Origin of the sequence: Faecalibacterium sp. AF27-11BH, assembly GCF_003603005.1 — a bacterium.
Classification (GTDB): domain Bacteria; phylum Bacillota; class Clostridia; order Oscillospirales; family Ruminococcaceae; genus Faecalibacterium; species Faecalibacterium taiwanense.
Genome location: NZ_QVGS01000011.1, coordinates 13,886 through 32,609 on the forward strand (window position 1 = coordinate 13,886; position 18,724 = coordinate 32,609).

Sequence of the window (18,724 nt, forward strand, 5' to 3'; positions counted from 1 at the left end):
CCCTTACAAGGCCATGGCAGAGGGTGCTTTTTTGGTTCAACACGGATACGGTTTTACGCCGGGCTGCGGATATCAATTTACGACGGCAGTGTTTCTGATGGATTTTGCACCAGAAATGCTGCTTTTTCTGTTCAAAACCCGGAAAAACAGCAGTTTGTGCTCTTGAATTGCCCGAAAAGCTTGCAGGAATGCAGGTTTTTGTGGTAATATTTAAGATATGTTCCCGTTGAGGGGAAGAAAGAGAGGGGTAATCAAATGATCAATATCTGCATCATTGCCACCATTGTGATCTATCTGGTGGGAATGCTGCTGGTTGGCTTTGTCTACAGCAAATCCAACGAGGACAGCAGCGATTTCTACCTCGGCGGCCGCACGATGGGCCCGCTGGTCACGGCTATGAGCGCCGAAGCCAGCGATATGTCCAGCTGGCTGCTGATGGGTATGCCGGGCCTTGCATATCTCACCGGCATCGCGTCGCCGGGCTGGACGGCCATCGGCCTTGCTGTGGGCACATGGCTCAACTGGCTCATCGTGGCCCGCCGCCTGCGCCGCTACTCGGCCAATCTGGATGCCATCACGGTGCCGCAGTTCCTTTCCCTGCGGTTCCATGACCAGCGCAACCTGCTCAACGCGCTGGGCGCGGTCATTATCATCGTGTTCTTCATCCCGTACACCGCTTCCGGCTTTGCCGCCTGCGGCAAGCTGTTCAACAGCCTGTTTGGCGTGGATTACATGGCGGCCATGGTCCTGTCCGCTGTGGTCATTGTGGGCTACACCATCATGGGCGGCTTCCGCGCTGTGTCTACCACCGACCTGATCCAGTCCGTTGTCATGAGCATGGCGCTGATCGCGGTGCTGGTGTATGGCGTCAGCGTGGCAGGCGGCTGGGACGTGGTTCTGGACAACGCCCGCAGCCTGCCCGGCTACCTGACCATGGCTGCAAGCCACAATGCGGCAGACAACACCGCCACCTCCTACAGTCTGCTGGACATCGCGTCCACGCTGGCATGGGGTCTGGGCTACTTCGGCATGCCCCACATCCTGCTGCGTTTCATGGCCATTGAGGACGAAAAGAAGCTGGTGCTCAGCCGCCGCATTGCAAGCGTGTGGGTGGTCATTGCCATGACCGCTTCCATCGTCATCGGCATGGTGGGTCTGGGCATGACCAAGGCGGGCGCGCTGGAGTTCCTGAGCGGCTCTTCCAGCGAGACCCTGATCGTGCGCGTGGCCAGCCTGATCGCCCAGCACGGCGTGCTGGCAGCCATTCTGGCAGGCCTGATCCTTGCCGGCATCCTTGCCGCTACCATGTCCACCGCCGACAGCCAGATGCTGGCAGCGGCCTCCAGCGTATCTCAGAACATCCTGCAGGAGTTCGGCCACATGAAGCTGACCGAGAAGCAGAGCCTGTTCGCTGCCCGCCTGACCATCATCTGCATCAGCGTGGTGGGCGTGGTGCTGGCCCGCGACCCCAACTCCAGCGTGTTCGGCATCGTCAGCTTTGCATGGGCCGGCTTTGGCGGCTCCTTTGGCGCAGTGGTGCTGTGCTCCCTGTTCTGGAAGCGCTGCAACTGGCAGGGCGCACTGGCCGGTATGCTCTCCGGCGGCCTGATGGTCTTTGTATGGAAGTACATCATCAGCCCGCTGGGCGGCGTGTTTGGCATCTACGAGCTGCTGCCTGCCTTCCTGATCTCTCTGGTGGTCTGTGTTGTGGTGAGCCTTGTCACCCCGGCACCCTCGGCAGAGATCGAGGCAGAGTTCGACGCTGCCAAGTAAAAACGATTTAAAATGCCCTCCGCTGCGCTCTGGGCATAGCAGCGGAAAAATGATTGATGCTTATGCAAAAGAGCAAAGCCGGCGGGCTTTGCTCTTTTGCTTTTTCACGGGTGGGGACGCAGAGGAAAGCGGCATTTAATTCAAAAGAATCAGCCATGCTTCGCAGCATGGAAGCAGAAATCCAAAACAGAAAAAGAACAGAAAATCCAGCACGAGCCGCATCAGACGGGTAAGCGGCGTGCCGAAAGACATGGCGTGAATGATAAAAAGATTCACCTCACCCCAGCGCCGGTAGTAACCGGTTTGCTCAAAATTGTTCCAGAGCTCAAGAGATAGAAATTCAAATCCGGCAAACAATGGAAAAATGACCAGGGAGGACATCCAGCCGTCGGCCTGAAGCGAACCATCGCTGAGAGTCCGCCAGTGCACAGCTAATCTGCCTGGACAGGCAAAAATTCCCCACAGGGCAAGTGCAATGCTTAATGCAAGAAGAGCAGTACGCACAGAATGCCAGTCTACAGTGTGCTGGCGGCGCAGCATGGTGAAAAAATCTTCCAGAGGAACGGGAGGAGTGTCATCTTTTTGACGGGAGTCATGACAGTGCATCAGGTCAGCGAGGGTCAGGCCCAGTACATCGGCCAGCGGCTCCAGCGTGTTGATGTCTGGCAGCCCGATGCCGCGTTCCCAGCGGCTGACGGCTTTATCCGTAACGTGAAGCTGCTGAGCCAGTTCGGCCTGCGTCATGTTCCGCTCCCGGCGCACTTGTGCAAGGAATGCACCAAATTCTTTTGCATCCATTCTGCTCACATCCTTTTCCACAGGATAACACAGGAATGTGGAAAATACAACCGACGGAACGTTTACCTTCCGGCTTACAAAACAAAAAGGACGTGCTCCCTTGCGGGAACACGTCCTTTTTTATCGCTTCAGTATCAGGCAGAGATCAGCTTACAGCTGGGGGCCGGCAGAGACCAGAGCCTTGCCGTGCTCGTTGCCCTCGTACTTCTTGAAGTTCTTGATGAAGCGGCTTGCCAGATCCTTGGCCTTCTCTTCCCACTGGGAAGCGTCAGCATAGGTGTCGCGAGGATCCAGAATGCCGGTGTCCACGCCGTTCAGCACGGTGGGAACCTCGAAGTCGAAGTAGGGGATCTTCTTGGTGGGCACATTGTTGATGTCGCCGTTCAGGATGGCGTCGATGATGCCGCGGGTATCCTTGATGGAGATGCGCTTGCCGGTGCCGTTCCAGCCGGTGTTGACCAGATAAGCCTTAGCGCCGCTCTTCTGCATCTTCTTGACCAGCTCCTCAGCATACTTGGTGGGGTGCAGCTCCAGGAAGGCCTGGCCGAAGCATGCAGAGAAGGTGGGGGTGGGCTCGGTGATGCCGCGCTCGGTGCCTGCCAGCTTTGCAGTGAAGCCGGACAGGAAGTAGTACTGGGTCTGCTCGGGGCTCAGGATGGAGACCGGGGGCAGAACGCCGAATGCGTCAGCAGACAGGAAGATGACGTTCTTTGCAGCGGGTGCAGAAGAAATGGGGCGGACGATGTTCTTGATGTGGTTGATGGGGTAGGACACACGGGTGTTCTCGGTAACGCTCTTATCAGCGAAATCGATGTGGCCCTCAGCATCCAGAGTGACGTTCTCCAGCAGAGCGTTGCGCTTGATGGCGTTGTAGATATCGGGCTCGGAGTCCTTATCCAGGTTGATGACCTTTGCGTAGCAGCCGCCCTCGAAGTTGAACACGCCGTTGTCGTCCCAGCCGTGCTCGTCATCGCCGATCAGCAGACGCTTGGGATCGGTGGACAGGGTGGTCTTGCCGGTGCCGGACAGACCGAAGAAGATAGCGGTGTTCTCGCCGTTCAGGTCGGTGTTGGCAGAGCAGTGCATGGAAGCCATGCCCTTCAGCGGCAGGAAGTAGTTCATCATGGAGAACATGCCCTTCTTCATCTCGCCGCCGTACCAGGTGTTCACGATGACCTGCTCCTTGCTGGTGATGTTGAACACAACAGCAGTCTCAGAGTTCAGGCCCAGCTCCTTGTAGTTCTCAACCTTGGCCTTGGATGCGTTGTAGACAACGAAATCGGGCTCAAAGTTCTCCAGCTCCTCAGCGGTGGGCTTGATGAACATGTTGGTGACGAAGTGTGCCTGCCATGCAACTTCCATGACAAAGCGGATGGCCATGCGGGTATCCTTGTTGGCACCGCAGAATGCATCCACCACGTACAGGCGCTTGTTGGACAGCTCCTTCTGAGCGATGGCCTTCACAGCAGCCCATGCTTCCTGAGAAGCGGGGTGGTTGTCGTTCTTGTACTCGTCGGAAGTCCACCACACGGTGTCCTTGGAGTTCTCGTCCATAACGATGAACTTGTCCTTGGGAGAACGGCCGGTGTAGATGCCGGTCATAACGTTCACAGCACCCAGCTCGCTGACCTGGCCCTTTTCGTAGCCTTCCAGACCGGGCTTGGTCTCTTCCTCGAACAGCTGCTCGTAGGAGGGGTTATACACGATCTCAGTCGTGCCGGTAATGCCATACTTGGTAAGATCCAACTTTGCCATATTCGCTATACCTCTACTTTCGTTTGATCCATACGTCCTGTATAGGGCACAGCGTTTCCCGGCGGGCCGGGCGCTGCGCAGAAGGCTTGCAGTTTGTAAATGCAAATTCTCCTGTATATCATTATACATAAAAGTATCCCGAAATCAATAAACGAATCGTGCTATTTGCAGAAAAGAAACAAATTTCATTAAGAAATTTAACTGCCTGAAACAATTTCAGAAAACAAAAGCAGGGGGCGAGACCTGAAAAAATAAGGTGGAAAGGCAGAAAAACAATTTTTTGGTAAAATTTTAACAAGCTGGGATGCATGAAAAACCGAGCACAAAAACGGCCCTTCCCGCAAAACGGCGCGGCAGGGAAGAGCGGAACAGGATCCACAGCCCGATTTGTGCAAAATTTACGAGATTTTGACGATTTTTATGACAAAGAAGCTTTGCCTGTGGTATACTGTATCTGACAAAAGGACAGCCCCGCTTTTTCTGTGTGCTACATATAAAAAGGAAAAAGGAAAAAGATCATGAAGACCATCTACATCCTGCTCACCCGGTCGGGTACCCTGCTTTCAAACCTTGTTTACGCTGTTACCGGTGCAAATTATACCCACGCTTCGCTGGCTTTTGACGAAGACCTGAGCTGCCTGTACAGCTCTACCCGCAAAAACGGCTATACCATGTTCCCGGCAGGGCCCAGCAGGGAATACCTGAACCGGGGTGTGTTCCGTCTGCGGGAGAACGTGCCCTGCGCACTGTATGCGCTGGATGTGAGCGATGAAGCCTACACCCGTGCCCGCCGCCGTGCCGAGCACATGATGGCCCACGGCAGCCTTTACCAGTTCAACATTATCGGTCTTGCGCTCTGCGGGATGCATATCCGTTGGAAGCGCCGCCGGCACTATTTCTGCTCCCAGTTCGTCAGCGAGGTGCTGGAAAAGAGCGGTGCCATGGAGCTGCCCAAGCACAGCACCCTGATGCACCCGAACGACTACACCCGGCTGGAAGAGCTGCGGTGCGTATACAAGGGTACACTGGCCGGCCTGCCGCAGCGCCAGCAGATGGAATTTGACCAGAACGATACGGTGATCGGCGTATATCTGGGGCTGGCGCTGGGCCTGTTCCACACCGGCGCAGCCCGAGTGCGGAAGATTTTTTAAAAAAATTGAATTTTTGTGTTGACAAAGCAGGCGTGCTATGCTAAAATAGCCAAGTCGGGAGCGAACACCCGATGCAAAATGGACGTATGGCCCGTTGGTCAAGCGGTTAAGACAGAGGCCTCTCACGCCTTTAACATCGGTTCGATTCCGGTACGGGTCACCATTTTATAGTAGTAAAACGGTCATGTGCCGTTTTATATAGATGCCTCTTTAGCTCAGTCGGTTAGAGCACCTGACTGTTAATCAGGGTGTCGCCTGTTCGAGTCAGGCAAGAGGCGCCAGCAAAGCGATGGAAGTTTTCCATCGCTTTTTTCTTTTTCTCCGGCCGCTTTTGTTGACAGAAAATGCGAGGCGGGATATACTTAAAATAATAAGCGAAACAGGAGGAAACTCCTTCCGTCATTGCCTGCGGCAATGCCACTGCTCCCCTTTTTGTCACTTGCGTGACATCTTCCCCCGGCCGGGGGAAGTCTTTCTCATTGAGGGAGGCTTTGGCAAAACCGGAAACTTTGCCGCACCGCCAAAGGCCCCATCTCCGAGGGGGCTGGCACGGCGTAAGCCGTGACTGGGGGAGTTTGCCCTTTAAAAAAGGAGAACATCATGAAAAAGATTATTCTGACCGGCGACCGTCCCACCGGCCGCCTGCATGTGGGCCACTATGTCGGTTCCCTGAAGGAGCGGGTGCGCCTGCAGAACTCCGGCGAGTACGATGAGATCTACGTTATGATCGCCGATGCACAGGCCCTGACCGATAACGCCGACAACCCGGAAAAGGTGCGCCAGAACATCCTGCAGGTGGCGCTGGACTATCTGGCCTGCGGCATCGACCCCGCCAAGACCCATATTTTCATCCAGTCCATGGTGCCGGAATTGACTGAGCTGAGCTTCTACTATATGAACCTCGTCACCGTGAGCCGCCTGCAGCGCAACCCCACCGTCAAGAGCGAGATCCATATGCGCAACTTTGAGACCAGCATCCCGGTGGGCTTCTTCTGCTACCCCATCAGTCAGGCTGCGGACATCACCGCCTTCCACGCCACCACTGTGCCTGCCGGTGAGGACCAGAAGCCCATGATCGAGCAGTGCTGCGAGATCGTGCGCAAATTCAACGCTGTTTACGGCGATACCCTGACCGAGCCGGAGATCGTGCTGCCCCAGAACGCCGCCTGCCTGCGCCTGCCCGGCATCGACGGCAAGGCCAAGATGAGCAAGAGCCTTGGCAACTGCATCTACCTGTCCGAGGAACCGGAGGACATCAAAAAGAAGGTTATGTCCATGTACACCGACCCCAACCACCTGCGGGTGCAGGACCCCGGCAAGGTGGAGGGCAACCCGGTGTTCATTTATCTGGATGCCTTCTGCCGCCCGGAGCACTTTGCCGAGTTCTGGCCGGAATACCAGAGCCTCGACGAGGTGAAGGCGCACTACCAGCGCGGCGGTCTGGGCGACGTGAAGGTGAAAAAGTTCCTGAACAGCGTCATGCAGGCCGAGCTGGAGCCCATCCGCACCCGCCGCAAGGAGTGGGAGCAGCGCCTGCCCGAGGTGGTGGAGATCCTGAAGGAGGGCAGCGCTTATGCCGAAAAGACTGCCGCTGCTACGCTGGCCGAGGTGCGCAAGTCCATGCGGATCGATTACTTCGAGAACGACAACCTGCTGAAATAAGATCTATGAGAGTGTCCGGGATGCCGCAGGTGTTCCGGACACTCTTTTTATAGTTTACGAAAATTGCATAGAAAATGCGGCCAAACTGTGTTAAAATAGGGGCAATAAGTACAGAAAGCCCCCGCTCTGGGGGCGAGAGGAAAAAGGAAAATCACCATGCAAAAGACCATCTGGATCACTGGCGCAAGCTCCGGCATCGGGCAGGAGTTTGCACGCCGCTATGCAAAGCTGGGCTGCCGGCTCATCCTGACCGCCCGCCGCACCGACCGGCTGGAAGCGCTGGCCGCAAAACTGGGCACGCCCTGCCGCATCCTGCCTGCCGATCTTGCAAAGGAAGAGGACTGCCAGCGCCTTTTCAAGGAGCTGGAGGGGGAGACCATTGATATCTTTATCAACAACGCGGGCTTTGGCGTGTGCGGCAGCTATCTGGAGACCGACGACGCCCGGGAAGAGGAAATGATCCGAGTGAATGTGGAAGCCATGGCGCGGCTGTTCCGCTTTGCGGTGCGCAGGATGCACGCGGCAGGCGGCGGCACCATCCTGAACGTGGCATCCTCGGCGGGGCTGCTGCCCGGCGGGCCCTATATGGCGGGCTACTATGCCAGCAAGGCCTATGTGGTCAGCCTGACCCGGGGCGTTGCCCGGGAGCTGCAGGAGCTGCACAGCCCGGTCTACGTGTGTGCGCTCTGCCCGGGGCCGGTGGATACCGAGTTCAACGACCGGGCGGGGGTGGTGTTTGCCCTCAAGGGCATCACGCCGGAGTTCTGCGTACAGGAAGCCATGCACGGCATGATGCACCGCAGGATCATCATTGTGCCCTCGGCCTTTATGCGGGCATGCACCACGGCGCAGAAGCTGCTGCCTGCCTCCCTGCTGATGCCCATTGTGGCACGGCAGCAGAAAAAGAAGCTGGGATGATATTCTGGATGGCTTAAGATGGCTCTTGTCAACAAGCCCAAATTTTTCCGCCGAAATTGTGCGCACCGCTAATGACTGAAACCGTGTATACAAGAAAAACCCGGGTTTTTGCAGCTTTGCACGACTTTTCACGAAAAAATTTCCCGGAAAATTAAAAATACAGCAAAAATGCAGAAGAAAATGCCTTGACAGAGCCCAAAAAGAATGTTACCCTGTATACAAGAAGGATGCTAAAATCGAGAGTTCGGCTTTTTGAGCGTCCTGCAGAGCAAAAACGGGGCTTCCCCGCAAAGGAACAATTTGATTGGAGGACTCTATTATGGCACAGTGCACTCCCAAATCTTTTGATCTGACCGGCAAGGTCGCGCTGATCACCGGCGCATCTTATGGCATCGGCATGGCGATTGCAAAGGCAATGGCAGCCAACGGTGCAACCATCGTGTTCAACGACATCAAGCAGGAGCTGGTGGATAAGGGCATCGCTGCTTACACAGAAGCAGGCATCAAGGCTCACGGCTATGTCTGCGACGTGACCGATGAGGATGCCGTCAACGCTATGGTGGCAAAGATCACCGAGGAAGTTGGCCACATCAACATTCTGGTCAACAACGCCGGTATCATCAAGCGCATCCCCATGACCGAGATGAGCGCTGCTCAGTTCCGTCAGGTCATCGATGTTGACCTGAACGCTCCCTTCATCGTGGCAAAGGCCATCATCCCCGACATGATCGCACAGGGCGGCGGCAAGATCATCAACATCTGCTCCATGATGAGCGAGCTGGGCCGTGAGACCGTCTCCGCCTACGCTGCAGCCAAGGGCGGCCTGAAGATGCTCACCAAGAACATCGCTTCTGAGTACGGCGCATACAACATCCAGTGCAACGGCATTGGACCCGGCTACATCGCTACCCCGCAGACCGCACCTCTGCGCGAGATCCAGCCCGACGGCAGCCGTCATCCCTTCGACCAGTTCATCGTTGCCAAGACCCCCGCAGGCCGCTGGGGCGAGGCAGAGGATCTGGGCGGACCTGCTGTCTTCCTGGCATCCGAGGCTTCTGACTTTGTCAATGGCCTGATCCTGTACGTCGATGGCGGCATTCTGGCTTACATCGGCAAGCAGCCCCAGTAATGGCTGAGGATATCCCAAAGGACTGAGCACGGCGGCAGCCGGGCAGGCTTTGCCTGCTGGCTGCCGCTTTTTGTGTTTGTATGGGAAAGGATGTTGTGTTATAATGGAAAAACAGCATAAAGACGCAGTATGGGTGCCCCATGCCGAGATCGAGCCGGAGGTGTGCGGCAAGGGCGTAAAGCGCCGCATTCTGGCCTACAGCAAGGATGCCATGTGCGTGGAAAATACCTTTGAAACCGGCGGTGTGGGTGCCATGCACTGCCACCCGCACACGCAGGTCACCTACATCGTCTCCGGCCGCTACCGCTTTACCATCGGCGACGAGACCCGCGAGGTGGGCCCCGGCGACACCCTGCTCAAGCAGGACGGCGTGATGCACGGCTGTGTGTGTCTGGAAGGCGGCGTGATGCTGGACTTCTTTACCCCCATGCGCGAGGACTTTGTATAACACCTGCACCTGCAGGAGAAGATCATAAAAGGAGAAGAAACTACTATGAAGATTGCACTCATCAACGAGAACAGTCAGGCCGCCAAGAATGGCATCATTGAAGCTGCCCTGAAAAAGGTGGTGGAGCCCATGGGCCACGAGGTGGTCAACTACGGCATGTACGCTGCCGACGATGCTGCCCAGCTGACCTATGTGCAGTGTGGCATTCTGGCTGCCATCCTGCTGAACAGCGGCGCAGCCGATTACGTCATCACCGGCTGCGGCACCGGCGAGGGTGCCATGCTGGCTCTGAACAGCTTCCCCGGCGTGATCTGCGGCCATGTGGAGGACCCTGTGGATGCCTACACCTTTGCCCACGTGAACGACGGCAACGCCGTTGCCATGCCGTTTGCCAAGGGCTTCGGCTGGGGCGGTGAGCTGAACCTTGAGTACTGCTTCGAGAAACTGTTCGGCTTCGGCCACGGTCAGGGCTACCCCAAGGAGCGCGTGGAGCCTGAGCAGCGCAACAAGAAAATTCTGGACGGCGTGCGTGCCGCTACCTTCAAGCCGCTGATCGAGTGCCTGAAGAGCATCGATCAGGACCTGCTGAAGGGCGCTGTGGCCGGTGCAAAGTTCAGCGAGCTGTTCTTCGCCTCCTGCAAGGACGAGGAGCTGGCAGCATACGTCAAGACGCTGCTGTAAGAGGATGCTGCTATGGGCTGGCTTTATCATCTGAACGCAGGCATTACCCATGGACTGGAAGGCTTTCTGGAGACCGCAGTGCCCATGATCGCGGGCCTTGCCGAAGTGATTGGTCTGTTTATCATCGTCACCAGTCTTATCAAGGCCACCTACCACTATGTGCGGGCGACCTTCTTCCATGATCACCATGATTTCCACCACGAGATGAGCAGCGGCCTGACCACGGCGCTGGAATTCCTGATGTCGGCGGAGATCGCAAAGACCTTCCTTTTGCAGAATCTGGAGTCGGTGGTGCCGCTGGCTGCCACCTTTGCGCTGCGCGCCATGATGAGCCTGATGCTGCACTGGGAAATGCAGGGCGGACACCGCTCCGGCCGCAAAAAAGCGGAAAACGACACAGAAGCGGAAAAGAATGACTAGTGCGCAGCTGAAAACAGAGTTTTGCCAAACTTTTGCCGTGATAACTTTCTTTGCGTTGTGAAAAACGTAAAACCTTGACATGAGCCCTTGACACTTTTGCACAAAGGGACTATACTCTTGCCATCGAAAGCAAAGGCGCTGACGGAATTGATTCCGCCAGCGCCTTTTGTGTTTTCGGGGATATTGCCGCTCGGGGGGAAATAGAGGGTCTCCTGAGTGCAAATGAAGCGTTCCTGCGTGCGATCGGCACGGGGAACACCGCACACGCCAAAAGGTTCTGGTGGCCTTGCGGCATCACATTCGTGGGAGGTATGAAAAGTTATGTTCAGCTCCATCAACACCTGTTGGACGCTGGTTGCAGCGTTCCTTGTCTACTTCATGCAGGCGGGCTTCGCCTTGTGCGAAGCCGGTTTCACCCGTGCCAAGAACACCGGTAATATTCTGATGAAGAATATGATGGACTTCTGCATCGGCACCCCGTGCTACTGGATCATCGGCTTTGGCCTGATGTTCGGCGGCACCGGCGCACTGATCGGCGGCTTCGACCCGTTCATTCAGGGCGATTACAGCCATCTGGGTCTGGATATCCCGCTGTGGGTCTACATCGTGTTCCAGACCGTGTTCTGCGCAACGGCTGCCACCATCGTTTCCGGCTCCATGGCCGAGCGCACCAACTTCAAGGCTTACTGCGTTTATTCTGCTGCGATCTCGCTGGTGGTCTACCCCATCTGCGGCCACTGGATGTGGGGCGGCGGCTGGCTGCAGAGCATGGGCTTCCATGATTTTGCAGGCTCTGCAGCAGTCCACAATGTGGGCGGTGTCATCGCTCTGCTGGGCGCATGGATGCTGGGTCCCCGCATCGGCAAGTACGACAAGAACGGCAAGCCTCACGCCATTCCCGGCCACAACCTGACCGCCGGTGCTCTGGGCGTGTTCATCCTGTGGTTCTGCTGGTTCGGCTTCAACGGCGGTTCTTCTCTGAGCCTTGCCACCGACGAGGCTATGACCATGACCGGTCTGGTCTGCTTCAACACCAACCTTGCCGCAGCCGTTGCCACCTGTGTGACTATGATCTTCACCTGGCTGCGCTACGGAAAGCCCGATGTCTCCATGACCCTGAACGGTTCTCTGGCCGGTCTGGTGGCGATTACTGCAGGCTGCGATACCGTTTCTCCCTTCGGCGCATTCTTCATCGGTTTTGTGGCCGGCTTGCTCGTTGTTCTGAGCGTTGAGTTCTTCGATAACATCGCCAAGGTGGATGACCCTGTTGGTGCAGTTTCCGTCCACTTTGCAAACGGCGTGTGGGGCACCATTGCGGTGGGCCTGTTCTCCACCGGTGCCAACACCGAGCACGCAGGTCTCTTCTACGGCGGCGGTCTGGCACAGCTGGGCACCCAGCTGCTGGGCCTCGTGACCGTTGACATCTACGTTGTCGTTGTGATGTTCATTATCTTCAAGCTCATCGATAAGTTCATCGGCCTGCGCGTTCCCGCAGAGGTGGAGATCGACGGTCTGGATATCCACGAGCATGGCCTGGCATCCGCTTACGCTGGTTTCTCCATCTCCGATGCAAACTCTGCTGCCATGGTGCCCAACGAGAACACCGACCTCGGCGAGGACGATGTGACAAAGGCCACCGACAAGCAGATCAGCGCTGCCGTTCCTGTGGTGCGCGAGCCTTCGCCCGTGATCCACGATGGCGTGTACGACACCGGTATGCACAAGGTGTCCATCATTGCAAAGCTTTCCAAGTTCGATCAGCTTAAGACTGCCCTCAACGATCTGGGCGTTACCGGCATGACCGTCACGCAGGTGATGGGCTGCGGCATCCAGAAGGGCACTTCCGAAAAGTACCGCGGCGTGCCTGTGGATACCACCCTGCTGCCCAAGATCAAGGTGGAGGTGATCGTCTCCAAGATCAGCGTGGACGCTGTGGTGGAGGCCGCCAAGAAGGCACTGTACACCGGACACATCGGCGACGGCAAGATCTTTGTGTACAACGTGACCCGCGTGGTCAAGATCCGCACCGGCGAAGAGGACTTTGCCGCCCTGCAGGATGTGGAGTAAAACTCCAAAATTTCTAATGGCAACCAAATCAAAAGCCCCGCTTCTGCGCACAAAGAAGCGGGGCTTTTGGCATTTGTTTTACCGGGTATGTAAAAGTTGTATAATATCCTTTGCCGTTCTTTGGTTGACATTGATAGAAAAACATGTTATGTTTTGGCGCATATAGACAAAATCAGATCGAAAATAAGAGAGGTGCGGGGAAGAAACATGTGGAAAATAAAGGAATGGTTCCTGCATTATAAGGAAGCGATCCGGGTCTCGCTTCTGGCGCTGTTCCGCTGGACGCTTCTGGCTGTGTGCACCGGCGTGCTGTGCGGCGGCATCGGAACGCTGTTCCATCTGGCAGTGGAATGGGTGACCGAGCAGCGCACGGAGCATGTCTGGCTGCTATGGCTTCTGCCTGCGGCGGGCATCGCCATCACGGCTCTGTATAAGGCGACGGGCTGTGTCGGCAAGGGCACCAACGATGTGCTGCGGGCCGTGCAGGATGGCAGCTCGGTGACGCCGTGGCTGGTCCCGGCCATCTTTCTGGGCACTGTGCTCACCCATCTGTGCGGCGGCTCGGCCGGCCGCGAGGGCGCAGCGCTGCAGATGGGCGGCAGCATCGGCTGGAATATTGGCCGGGTGCTGCACTTCAACAATCATGACTGCCGCACGGCTACCGTGTGCGGCATGGCGGCATTTTTTTCGGCGCTGTTCGGTACACCGCTGACCGCGACCCTGTTTGCGATGATGGTGGTGGATGTGGGCCTGATGCTGACCGTGGCGTTCGTGCCGGGCTTTCTGGCGGCGCTTATTGCATACAGCATCTCGCTGAAGGCCGGCATTGCGCCCACACGGTTTGTGATGGAAGCGCCGCCGCTGGATGCCCGGACGGTGGTGCGCACCGCCGTGCTGGCCATGTGCTGCGCGGTGGTGGCGGTGATTTTCTGCCAGATGCTGCACTTTTTTGAGCATGAGATCCCCAAACTGCTGCCGAATCCGTGGGTGCGGGCTGCTGCAGGCGGTGCGGCTGTGGTGGCGCTGTCCTACCTGATGGGGGTGGGCCGCTATAACGGTGCCGGCATGGATGTCATTATGGATGCCGTTGAGCTGGAGCAGGCTCTGCCGTGGGACTTTGTGTGCAAAATGGTGCTTACGGTGCTGACCCTGAGCGTGGGCTTCAAGGGCGGCGAAGTGGTGCCGAGTTTTTATATCGGCGCAACGTTTGGCTGCGTGGTGGGGCCGCTGCTGGGGCTCCCGGCGGGCTTTTCTGCTGCAGTGGGTCTGGTGTGCGTGTTCTGCGGGGCGACCAATACGTTGGTGGCTTCCATTGTACTGGCGGCTGAGCTGTTCAGCGGGGCCGGGTTTGAGCTGATGGCGCTGGCCTGCGGCCTGAGCTATATGTTCTCCGGCTATCACAGCCTGTACTCCAGTCAGGGGTTCCGCACCAGCAAGCTTTTTTCGGAATTCCTGCAGCCGAAGGAAGAAAAATGAAGAAAAAATTTCATGGCTGCGTCTCTTGATTTTTTCGGCGGGACGTGCTACAATCAGCGTAGTTTCATCCTGTAAAAGCGATGATGCGGACAAACTGAGTTCCCGTCTCCATGATGCAGAGAGGGCTGCCCCGCAAGGGTGCTGCAAGCAGCCTGTCATGTGCCGGAGCTCTACCACCGCAGAGCGCAGAGGAGAACCTCTGCCGGGTGCGCCCGTTACAGCACAGCGAGTGGCGTGCAGAAAAGCACGCAATTCGGGTGGAACCGTGGAACGTTTCTGATTTTTTCAGGCGCTTCATCCCGTGAGTAAGTGTGCGGGATGGAGCGCTTTTTTGTTTTACTTTATCAGTCAAAGGAGCAAACATTATGAAGATCATCTATAAGGACGGCCATGTGGACGAGTGCCCGCAGGATCAGGAACTGCACGTTATCCGCCACACCGCAGCCCACATCATGGCGCAGGCCATCAAGCGCCTGTATCCGCAGGCTGACTTCGCCTTCGGCCCCGCTACCGAGAACGGCTTCTACTACGACGTCGATCTGGGCGACCAGAAGCTCAGTGACGAGGATCTGGCAAACATCGAAAAAGAGATGCGCAAGATCGTCAAGGAGAACCTGCCCATCAAGCCCTTCATCCTGCCCCGCGCCGAGGCCGTGAAGCTGATGGAAGAGCGCAAGGAGAACTACAAGATCGAGCACATGGCGGATCTGGCCGATGAGACTGAGTTCAGCTTCTTCCAGCAGGGCGAGTACGTGGATATGTGCATCGGACCCCACCTGACCTACACCAAGGCGCTGAAGGCCTTCAAGATCACCCAGCAGTCCGGCGCATACTGGAAGAACGACAAGGAAAACAAGATGCTCACCCGCATCAATGGCGTGGCCTTCCGCAATCAGGAAGAGCTGGATGCATGGGAGAAGGAGCAGCAGGAGGCCCGTGAGCGCGATCACCGCAAGATCGGCAAGGAAATGGGCCTGTTCATGACCGACGATCTGGTTGGCCGCGGCCTGCCCATGTTCCTGCCCGCAGGCTACACCGTCTGGCAGGAGCTGGAGAACTATATCAAGGAGAAGGAGCGTGCACGCGGCTACCTGCACGTTATGACTCCCTGCATCGGCACTGTGAACCTGTATAAGACCTCCGGTCACTGGGATCACTACCGTGAGAACATGTTCCCCGCCATGGAGATGGAGGGTGAGAGCTATGTTCTGCGCCCGATGAACTGCCCCCACCACATGATGATCTACGCAAATCGTCCCCATTCTTACCGTGACCTGCCCATGCGCATCGGTGAGATCGCCCACGATTTCCGTTACGAGTCCTCCGGCACCCTGAAGGGCATCGAGCGCGGCCGTCACTTCTGCCAGAACGATGCTCACCTGTTCTGCACCCCGGAGCAGATCAAGAGCGAGGTCGCAAACGTGTGCGACCTGATCTTTGAGGTGTACAAGGACTTCAACATTACCGATTACCGCTGCGTGCTGAGCCTGCGTGATCCTGCCGATAAGAAGAAGTACCACGACGATGATGCCATGTGGAACCATGCAGAGCAGGCCCTGCGCGAAGTGCTGACCGAGCTGGGCATCCACTTCACCGAGGAGATCGGCGAGGCTGCCTTCTACGGCCCCAAGCTGGACGTGAACGTCAAGCCCGCCGTGGGTGCCGAGTACACCCTGTCCACCTGCCAGCTGGACTTCTGCCTGCCCGCAAAGTTCCACCTGACCTATGTGGACAAGGACGGCACCGAAAAGACCCCTGTGGTGCTGCACCGCGCCATTCTGGGCTCTCTGGACCGCTTCATGGCCTACCTGATCGAAGAGACCAAGGGCAAGTTCCCCACCTGGCTGGCTCCCACGCAGGTCAAGGTGCTGCCCGTCTCCGAAAAGACGCTGGACTACGCCGAGGGCGTGACCGAAAAGCTGGTGGAAGCCGGTGTCCGTGTTGTGCTGGACGACGACAACCAGAAGATCGGCTACAAGATCCGCGAGGCACAGCAGGTGGACCGTGTGCCTTATATGCTGGTTCTGGGTGCCAAGGAAGCCGAGGCAGGCAACATCTCGGTGCGTGACCGCAAGGGCGAGACCACCACGATGGAGCTGGATGCATTCATCGCAAAGGTGACTGCCGAGATCCGCAACCGCAGCCTGTAAGCAGACACTGCAAAACACAAAGCGCCGCTTTCCCGGCAAGGGAGAGCGGCGCTTTTTTTGCATGGCAACAACGAATGTAAGGATCCGTATGGATGCCGCAAACTGAAAAAAATACCGCCGCCTTGACTTTTTTGCAAGGATGCATATAATAAGGGTAGAGAAAGTTGATAGAGATTGAGTATTACATCGGTCTCACACAAAAGTGAACCCCCTCGGAGTTGCCGCTCCAAGGGGGTTCTTGTGCTTACTTGCCCTTGCGGTGACTATCAAGCCACTTGCACAGATAGTTTGCCGTTACCTGCGCTGCGACAGCCACGAGAAAGTTGCCTAAAATTGAGTTCATCGGTCCTCACCCCCTTCTGATGCCAGAATGGGAAGGGCAGCGCGACCAGTATAGCACAAAAATCGACAGTGTGCAATTTTCGGCAAATAACAACACATAAACGGGAAGGCCCTGTTCCGATCGGAACGGGGCCTTCGCTTATGTTATATACTCCGTAAAGAGAGTTACACGTTTTCCTTCTGGACGCTCTTGACGGCCAGAGCCTTGGCGGGCTTCATCAGCAGCACGCACACGCCGTTGAAGAGGATCGAACCCACGATGAAGGTGATGAAGAACTGGGGCAGGTGGGTGGCCAGAGCGGTGGTGTCGATGCAGGCCACAGTCAGGTAGGCAAAGCCCACGTTGTTCAGCACCTTGGGTGCGTAGGGGTGCAGGATGATGAGGATGAACAGCACCACGGCCAGCGGGATGAGGAAGCCGAAGAAGCCGCCCAGCACCGGGGTCAGGGCCGTGATGGAAAGCAGAGCGATCACAGTGAGGATCAGGCCCACAAGACCACCCAGCTCAACGGTGACGAAGCGATCCTTCACATCGCCTTCCAGCGTGAACATCATGATATTGCTCAGAAAGATCAGCCAGCTGTACTCCAGACCGGTCACATGGATGATGGCATTGGCGATCAGGATCCACACCAGCAGCATCAGGCGGAAATACAGCAGAAAGCGCTTGGTAACGGCTTCATTCATGATAAAATACCTCTTTCTTGATCGTATTGGAAAGCTTTGCTTTCACTAAAGGACGCTTTTTGACAGGTAAAACCTGCATTGATGCCGCCATTATACAATATTCACATGGCAAAAACAATACTTTTGCAAGAATAAATTGCATATTTTGGAAATTTTAACTTGCGTAACGAAGGGACGATTGAAAAATGGCAGAGCGAGGCGGAGCCATTTCAAATTGTTTTTCTGTCCAAAATGGAGTATAATGAGACAATAAATATTCTGCCGCGGCTGCGGCTCAGATATGGGAGGAACCTTATATGAACAAACCGGTACTGGTGGTCATGGCGGCTGGCATGGGCAGCCGCTACGGCGGCATGAAGCAGATCGACCCGGTGGGGCCGAACGGTCAGGTGATCGTGGATTATTCCCTTTACGATGCCCGCCGCGCAGGCTTTGAGACGGTGATCTTTGTTATCAAGCATGAGATCGAGGATGCTTTCAAGGCAGCCATCGGCGAGCGTGTATCCAAGGCCATGAACGTGAAATACGCCTTCCAGCAGCTGGATGAGCTGCCCGCAGGCTTTGCCGTGCCGGAGGGCCGTGTCAAGCCCTGGGGCACCTGCCACGCCGTTCTGGCTGCAAAGGACCTCATCGACGGCCCGTTTGCGGTCATCAATGCCGATGATTATTACGGCCCGGAGGCCTTCCGGGTGATGTATGATTACCTGTCCACCCACGAGGACGGCAGCTATTACGACTACTGCATGGTAAGCTATCTGCTCCGGAACACTGTCTCCGAGAATGGCAGCGTGGCCCGCGGCGTATGCGTGACCGAACCCGACGGCACTCTGCACAGTGTGACCGAACGCACCCGCATTGAAACGTACGAAAACGGCGTACACTTCACCGAGGACGGCGGCGCAAGCTGGACCGACCTGCCTGGCGATACCCCGGTGAGCATGAACCTGTGGGGCTTCGGCAAAAGCTTTCTGGACGAAGCCGAGCAGCGCTTTGCGGGTTGGCTGACCGAAAATCTGCCCAAAAACCCGCTCAAGTGTGAGTATTTCCTGCCGCTGGTGGTCACGGAGCTGATCGAAGAGGGCAAGGCAAAAATTCAGGTGCTGCGCAGCACGGATAAATGGTACGGCGTTACCTACCGTGAGGACAAGCCGCTGGTGGTGGAAGCCATCGCCCGCAAAACGGCAGAGGGCCAGTACCCGGAAAATCTGTGGGCCTGACCATTTAAAATGCCCTCCGCTTGGCTCTGGGCACCCGGCACAACTTTTCT

16 protein-coding genes and 2 tRNA genes are annotated in these 18,724 nt (G+C 56.6%); 15 read left to right on the plus strand and 3 right to left on the minus strand.

Features of this window, described 5'->3' with window-relative positions; translation table 11 throughout:
• Positions 1-13 precede the first annotated feature (13 nt).
• Positions 14-166: a hypothetical protein gene (locus DWY76_RS14080; protein ID WP_165852627.1), complete on the plus strand. Its 153-nt coding sequence runs from the start codon at positions 14-16 to the stop codon at positions 164-166.
• 89 nt (positions 167-255) lie between these two features.
• On the plus strand, positions 256-1,773 hold the full coding sequence (locus DWY76_RS10570; RefSeq protein WP_120081313.1) for a sodium/proline symporter: 1,518 nt from the start codon (positions 256-258) through the stop codon (positions 1,771-1,773).
• Positions 1,774-1,908: 135 nt separating this feature from the next.
• On the opposite strand, the gene DWY76_RS10575 is transcribed toward DWY76_RS10570, so the two are convergent.
• The gene (locus DWY76_RS10575) at positions 1,909-2,571 is read right to left on the minus strand and encodes a helix-turn-helix transcriptional regulator (RefSeq protein WP_120081314.1); all 663 of its coding nucleotides are present in this window, start codon (positions 2,569-2,571) and stop codon (positions 1,909-1,911) included.
• A 150-nt stretch (positions 2,572-2,721) separates the two neighbouring features.
• On the minus strand, positions 2,722-4,326 hold the full coding sequence (pckA, locus tag DWY76_RS10580; protein ID WP_097774186.1) for a phosphoenolpyruvate carboxykinase (ATP): 1,605 nt from the start codon (positions 4,324-4,326) through the stop codon (positions 2,722-2,724).
• A 518-nt stretch (positions 4,327-4,844) separates the two neighbouring features.
• Here pckA and DWY76_RS10585 point away from each other — a divergent pair.
• The 12 genes from DWY76_RS10585 to thrS all read left to right on the plus strand — a co-directional run bounded on the left by DWY76_RS10585 (position 4,845) and on the right by thrS (position 16,428).
• Positions 4,845-5,477 carry a hypothetical protein gene (locus DWY76_RS10585; protein ID WP_120081315.1) on the plus strand — a complete coding sequence of 211 codons (633 nt, stop codon included), beginning with the start codon at positions 4,845-4,847 and terminating at the stop codon, positions 5,475-5,477.
• Between the two features lie 88 nt (positions 5,478-5,565).
• Positions 5,566-5,640 (plus strand) — tRNA-Glu (locus DWY76_RS10590).
• Positions 5,641-5,681: 41 nt separating this feature from the next.
• Positions 5,682-5,758: transfer RNA gene (locus tag DWY76_RS10595), tRNA-Asn, on the plus strand.
• A 319-nt stretch (positions 5,759-6,077) separates the two neighbouring features.
• Positions 6,078-7,139, plus strand: a complete 1,062-nt coding sequence (gene trpS / locus DWY76_RS10600) for a tryptophan--tRNA ligase (RefSeq protein ID WP_120081316.1) — start codon at positions 6,078-6,080, stop codon at positions 7,137-7,139.
• Positions 7,140-7,295: 156 nt separating this feature from the next.
• The gene (locus DWY76_RS10605; RefSeq protein WP_005938331.1) at positions 7,296-8,057 is read left to right on the plus strand and encodes an SDR family oxidoreductase; all 762 of its coding nucleotides are present in this window, start codon (positions 7,296-7,298) and stop codon (positions 8,055-8,057) included.
• Positions 8,058-8,376: 319 nt separating this feature from the next.
• Complete coding sequence (locus DWY76_RS10610) at positions 8,377-9,186, plus strand: gluconate 5-dehydrogenase (RefSeq protein WP_005938335.1); 810 nt, start codon at positions 8,377-8,379, stop codon at positions 9,184-9,186.
• 103 nt (positions 9,187-9,289) lie between these two features.
• Positions 9,290-9,634, plus strand: coding sequence for a cupin domain-containing protein (locus DWY76_RS10615; RefSeq protein ID WP_005938337.1), 345 nt, complete (start codon positions 9,290-9,292; stop codon positions 9,632-9,634).
• Between the two features lie 45 nt (positions 9,635-9,679).
• Positions 9,680-10,315 carry an RpiB/LacA/LacB family sugar-phosphate isomerase gene (locus DWY76_RS10620; RefSeq protein WP_097781014.1) on the plus strand — a complete coding sequence of 212 codons (636 nt, stop codon included), beginning with the start codon at positions 9,680-9,682 and terminating at the stop codon, positions 10,313-10,315.
• Positions 10,316-10,327: 12 nt separating this feature from the next.
• Positions 10,328-10,735 carry a DUF1622 domain-containing protein gene (locus DWY76_RS10625; RefSeq protein ID WP_097774183.1) on the plus strand — a complete coding sequence of 136 codons (408 nt, stop codon included), beginning with the start codon at positions 10,328-10,330 and terminating at the stop codon, positions 10,733-10,735.
• A 321-nt stretch (positions 10,736-11,056) separates the two neighbouring features.
• On the plus strand, positions 11,057-12,802 hold the full coding sequence (locus DWY76_RS10630; RefSeq protein ID WP_120081317.1) for an ammonium transporter: 1,746 nt from the start codon (positions 11,057-11,059) through the stop codon (positions 12,800-12,802).
• Between the two features lie 207 nt (positions 12,803-13,009).
• Positions 13,010-14,278 (plus strand): chloride channel protein, encoded by a 1,269-nt coding sequence (locus DWY76_RS10635; protein WP_120081318.1) that lies wholly within the window; start codon positions 13,010-13,012, stop codon positions 14,276-14,278.
• A 365-nt stretch (positions 14,279-14,643) separates the two neighbouring features.
• The gene (gene thrS, locus DWY76_RS10640) at positions 14,644-16,428 is read left to right on the plus strand and encodes a threonine--tRNA ligase (RefSeq protein WP_005938348.1); all 1,785 of its coding nucleotides are present in this window, start codon (positions 14,644-14,646) and stop codon (positions 16,426-16,428) included.
• 507 nt (positions 16,429-16,935) lie between these two features.
• Here thrS and DWY76_RS10645 read toward each other — a convergent pair.
• Positions 16,936-17,457, minus strand: coding sequence for a hypothetical protein (locus DWY76_RS10645; protein WP_120081319.1), 522 nt, complete (start codon positions 17,455-17,457; stop codon positions 16,936-16,938).
• A gap of 296 nt (positions 17,458-17,753) precedes the next feature.
• Between DWY76_RS10645 and DWY76_RS10650 the strand changes: the two genes are divergently transcribed.
• On the plus strand, positions 17,754-18,674 hold the full coding sequence (locus DWY76_RS10650; protein ID WP_097774179.1) for a sugar phosphate nucleotidyltransferase: 921 nt from the start codon (positions 17,754-17,756) through the stop codon (positions 18,672-18,674).
• Positions 18,675-18,724: the final 50 nt, after the last annotated feature.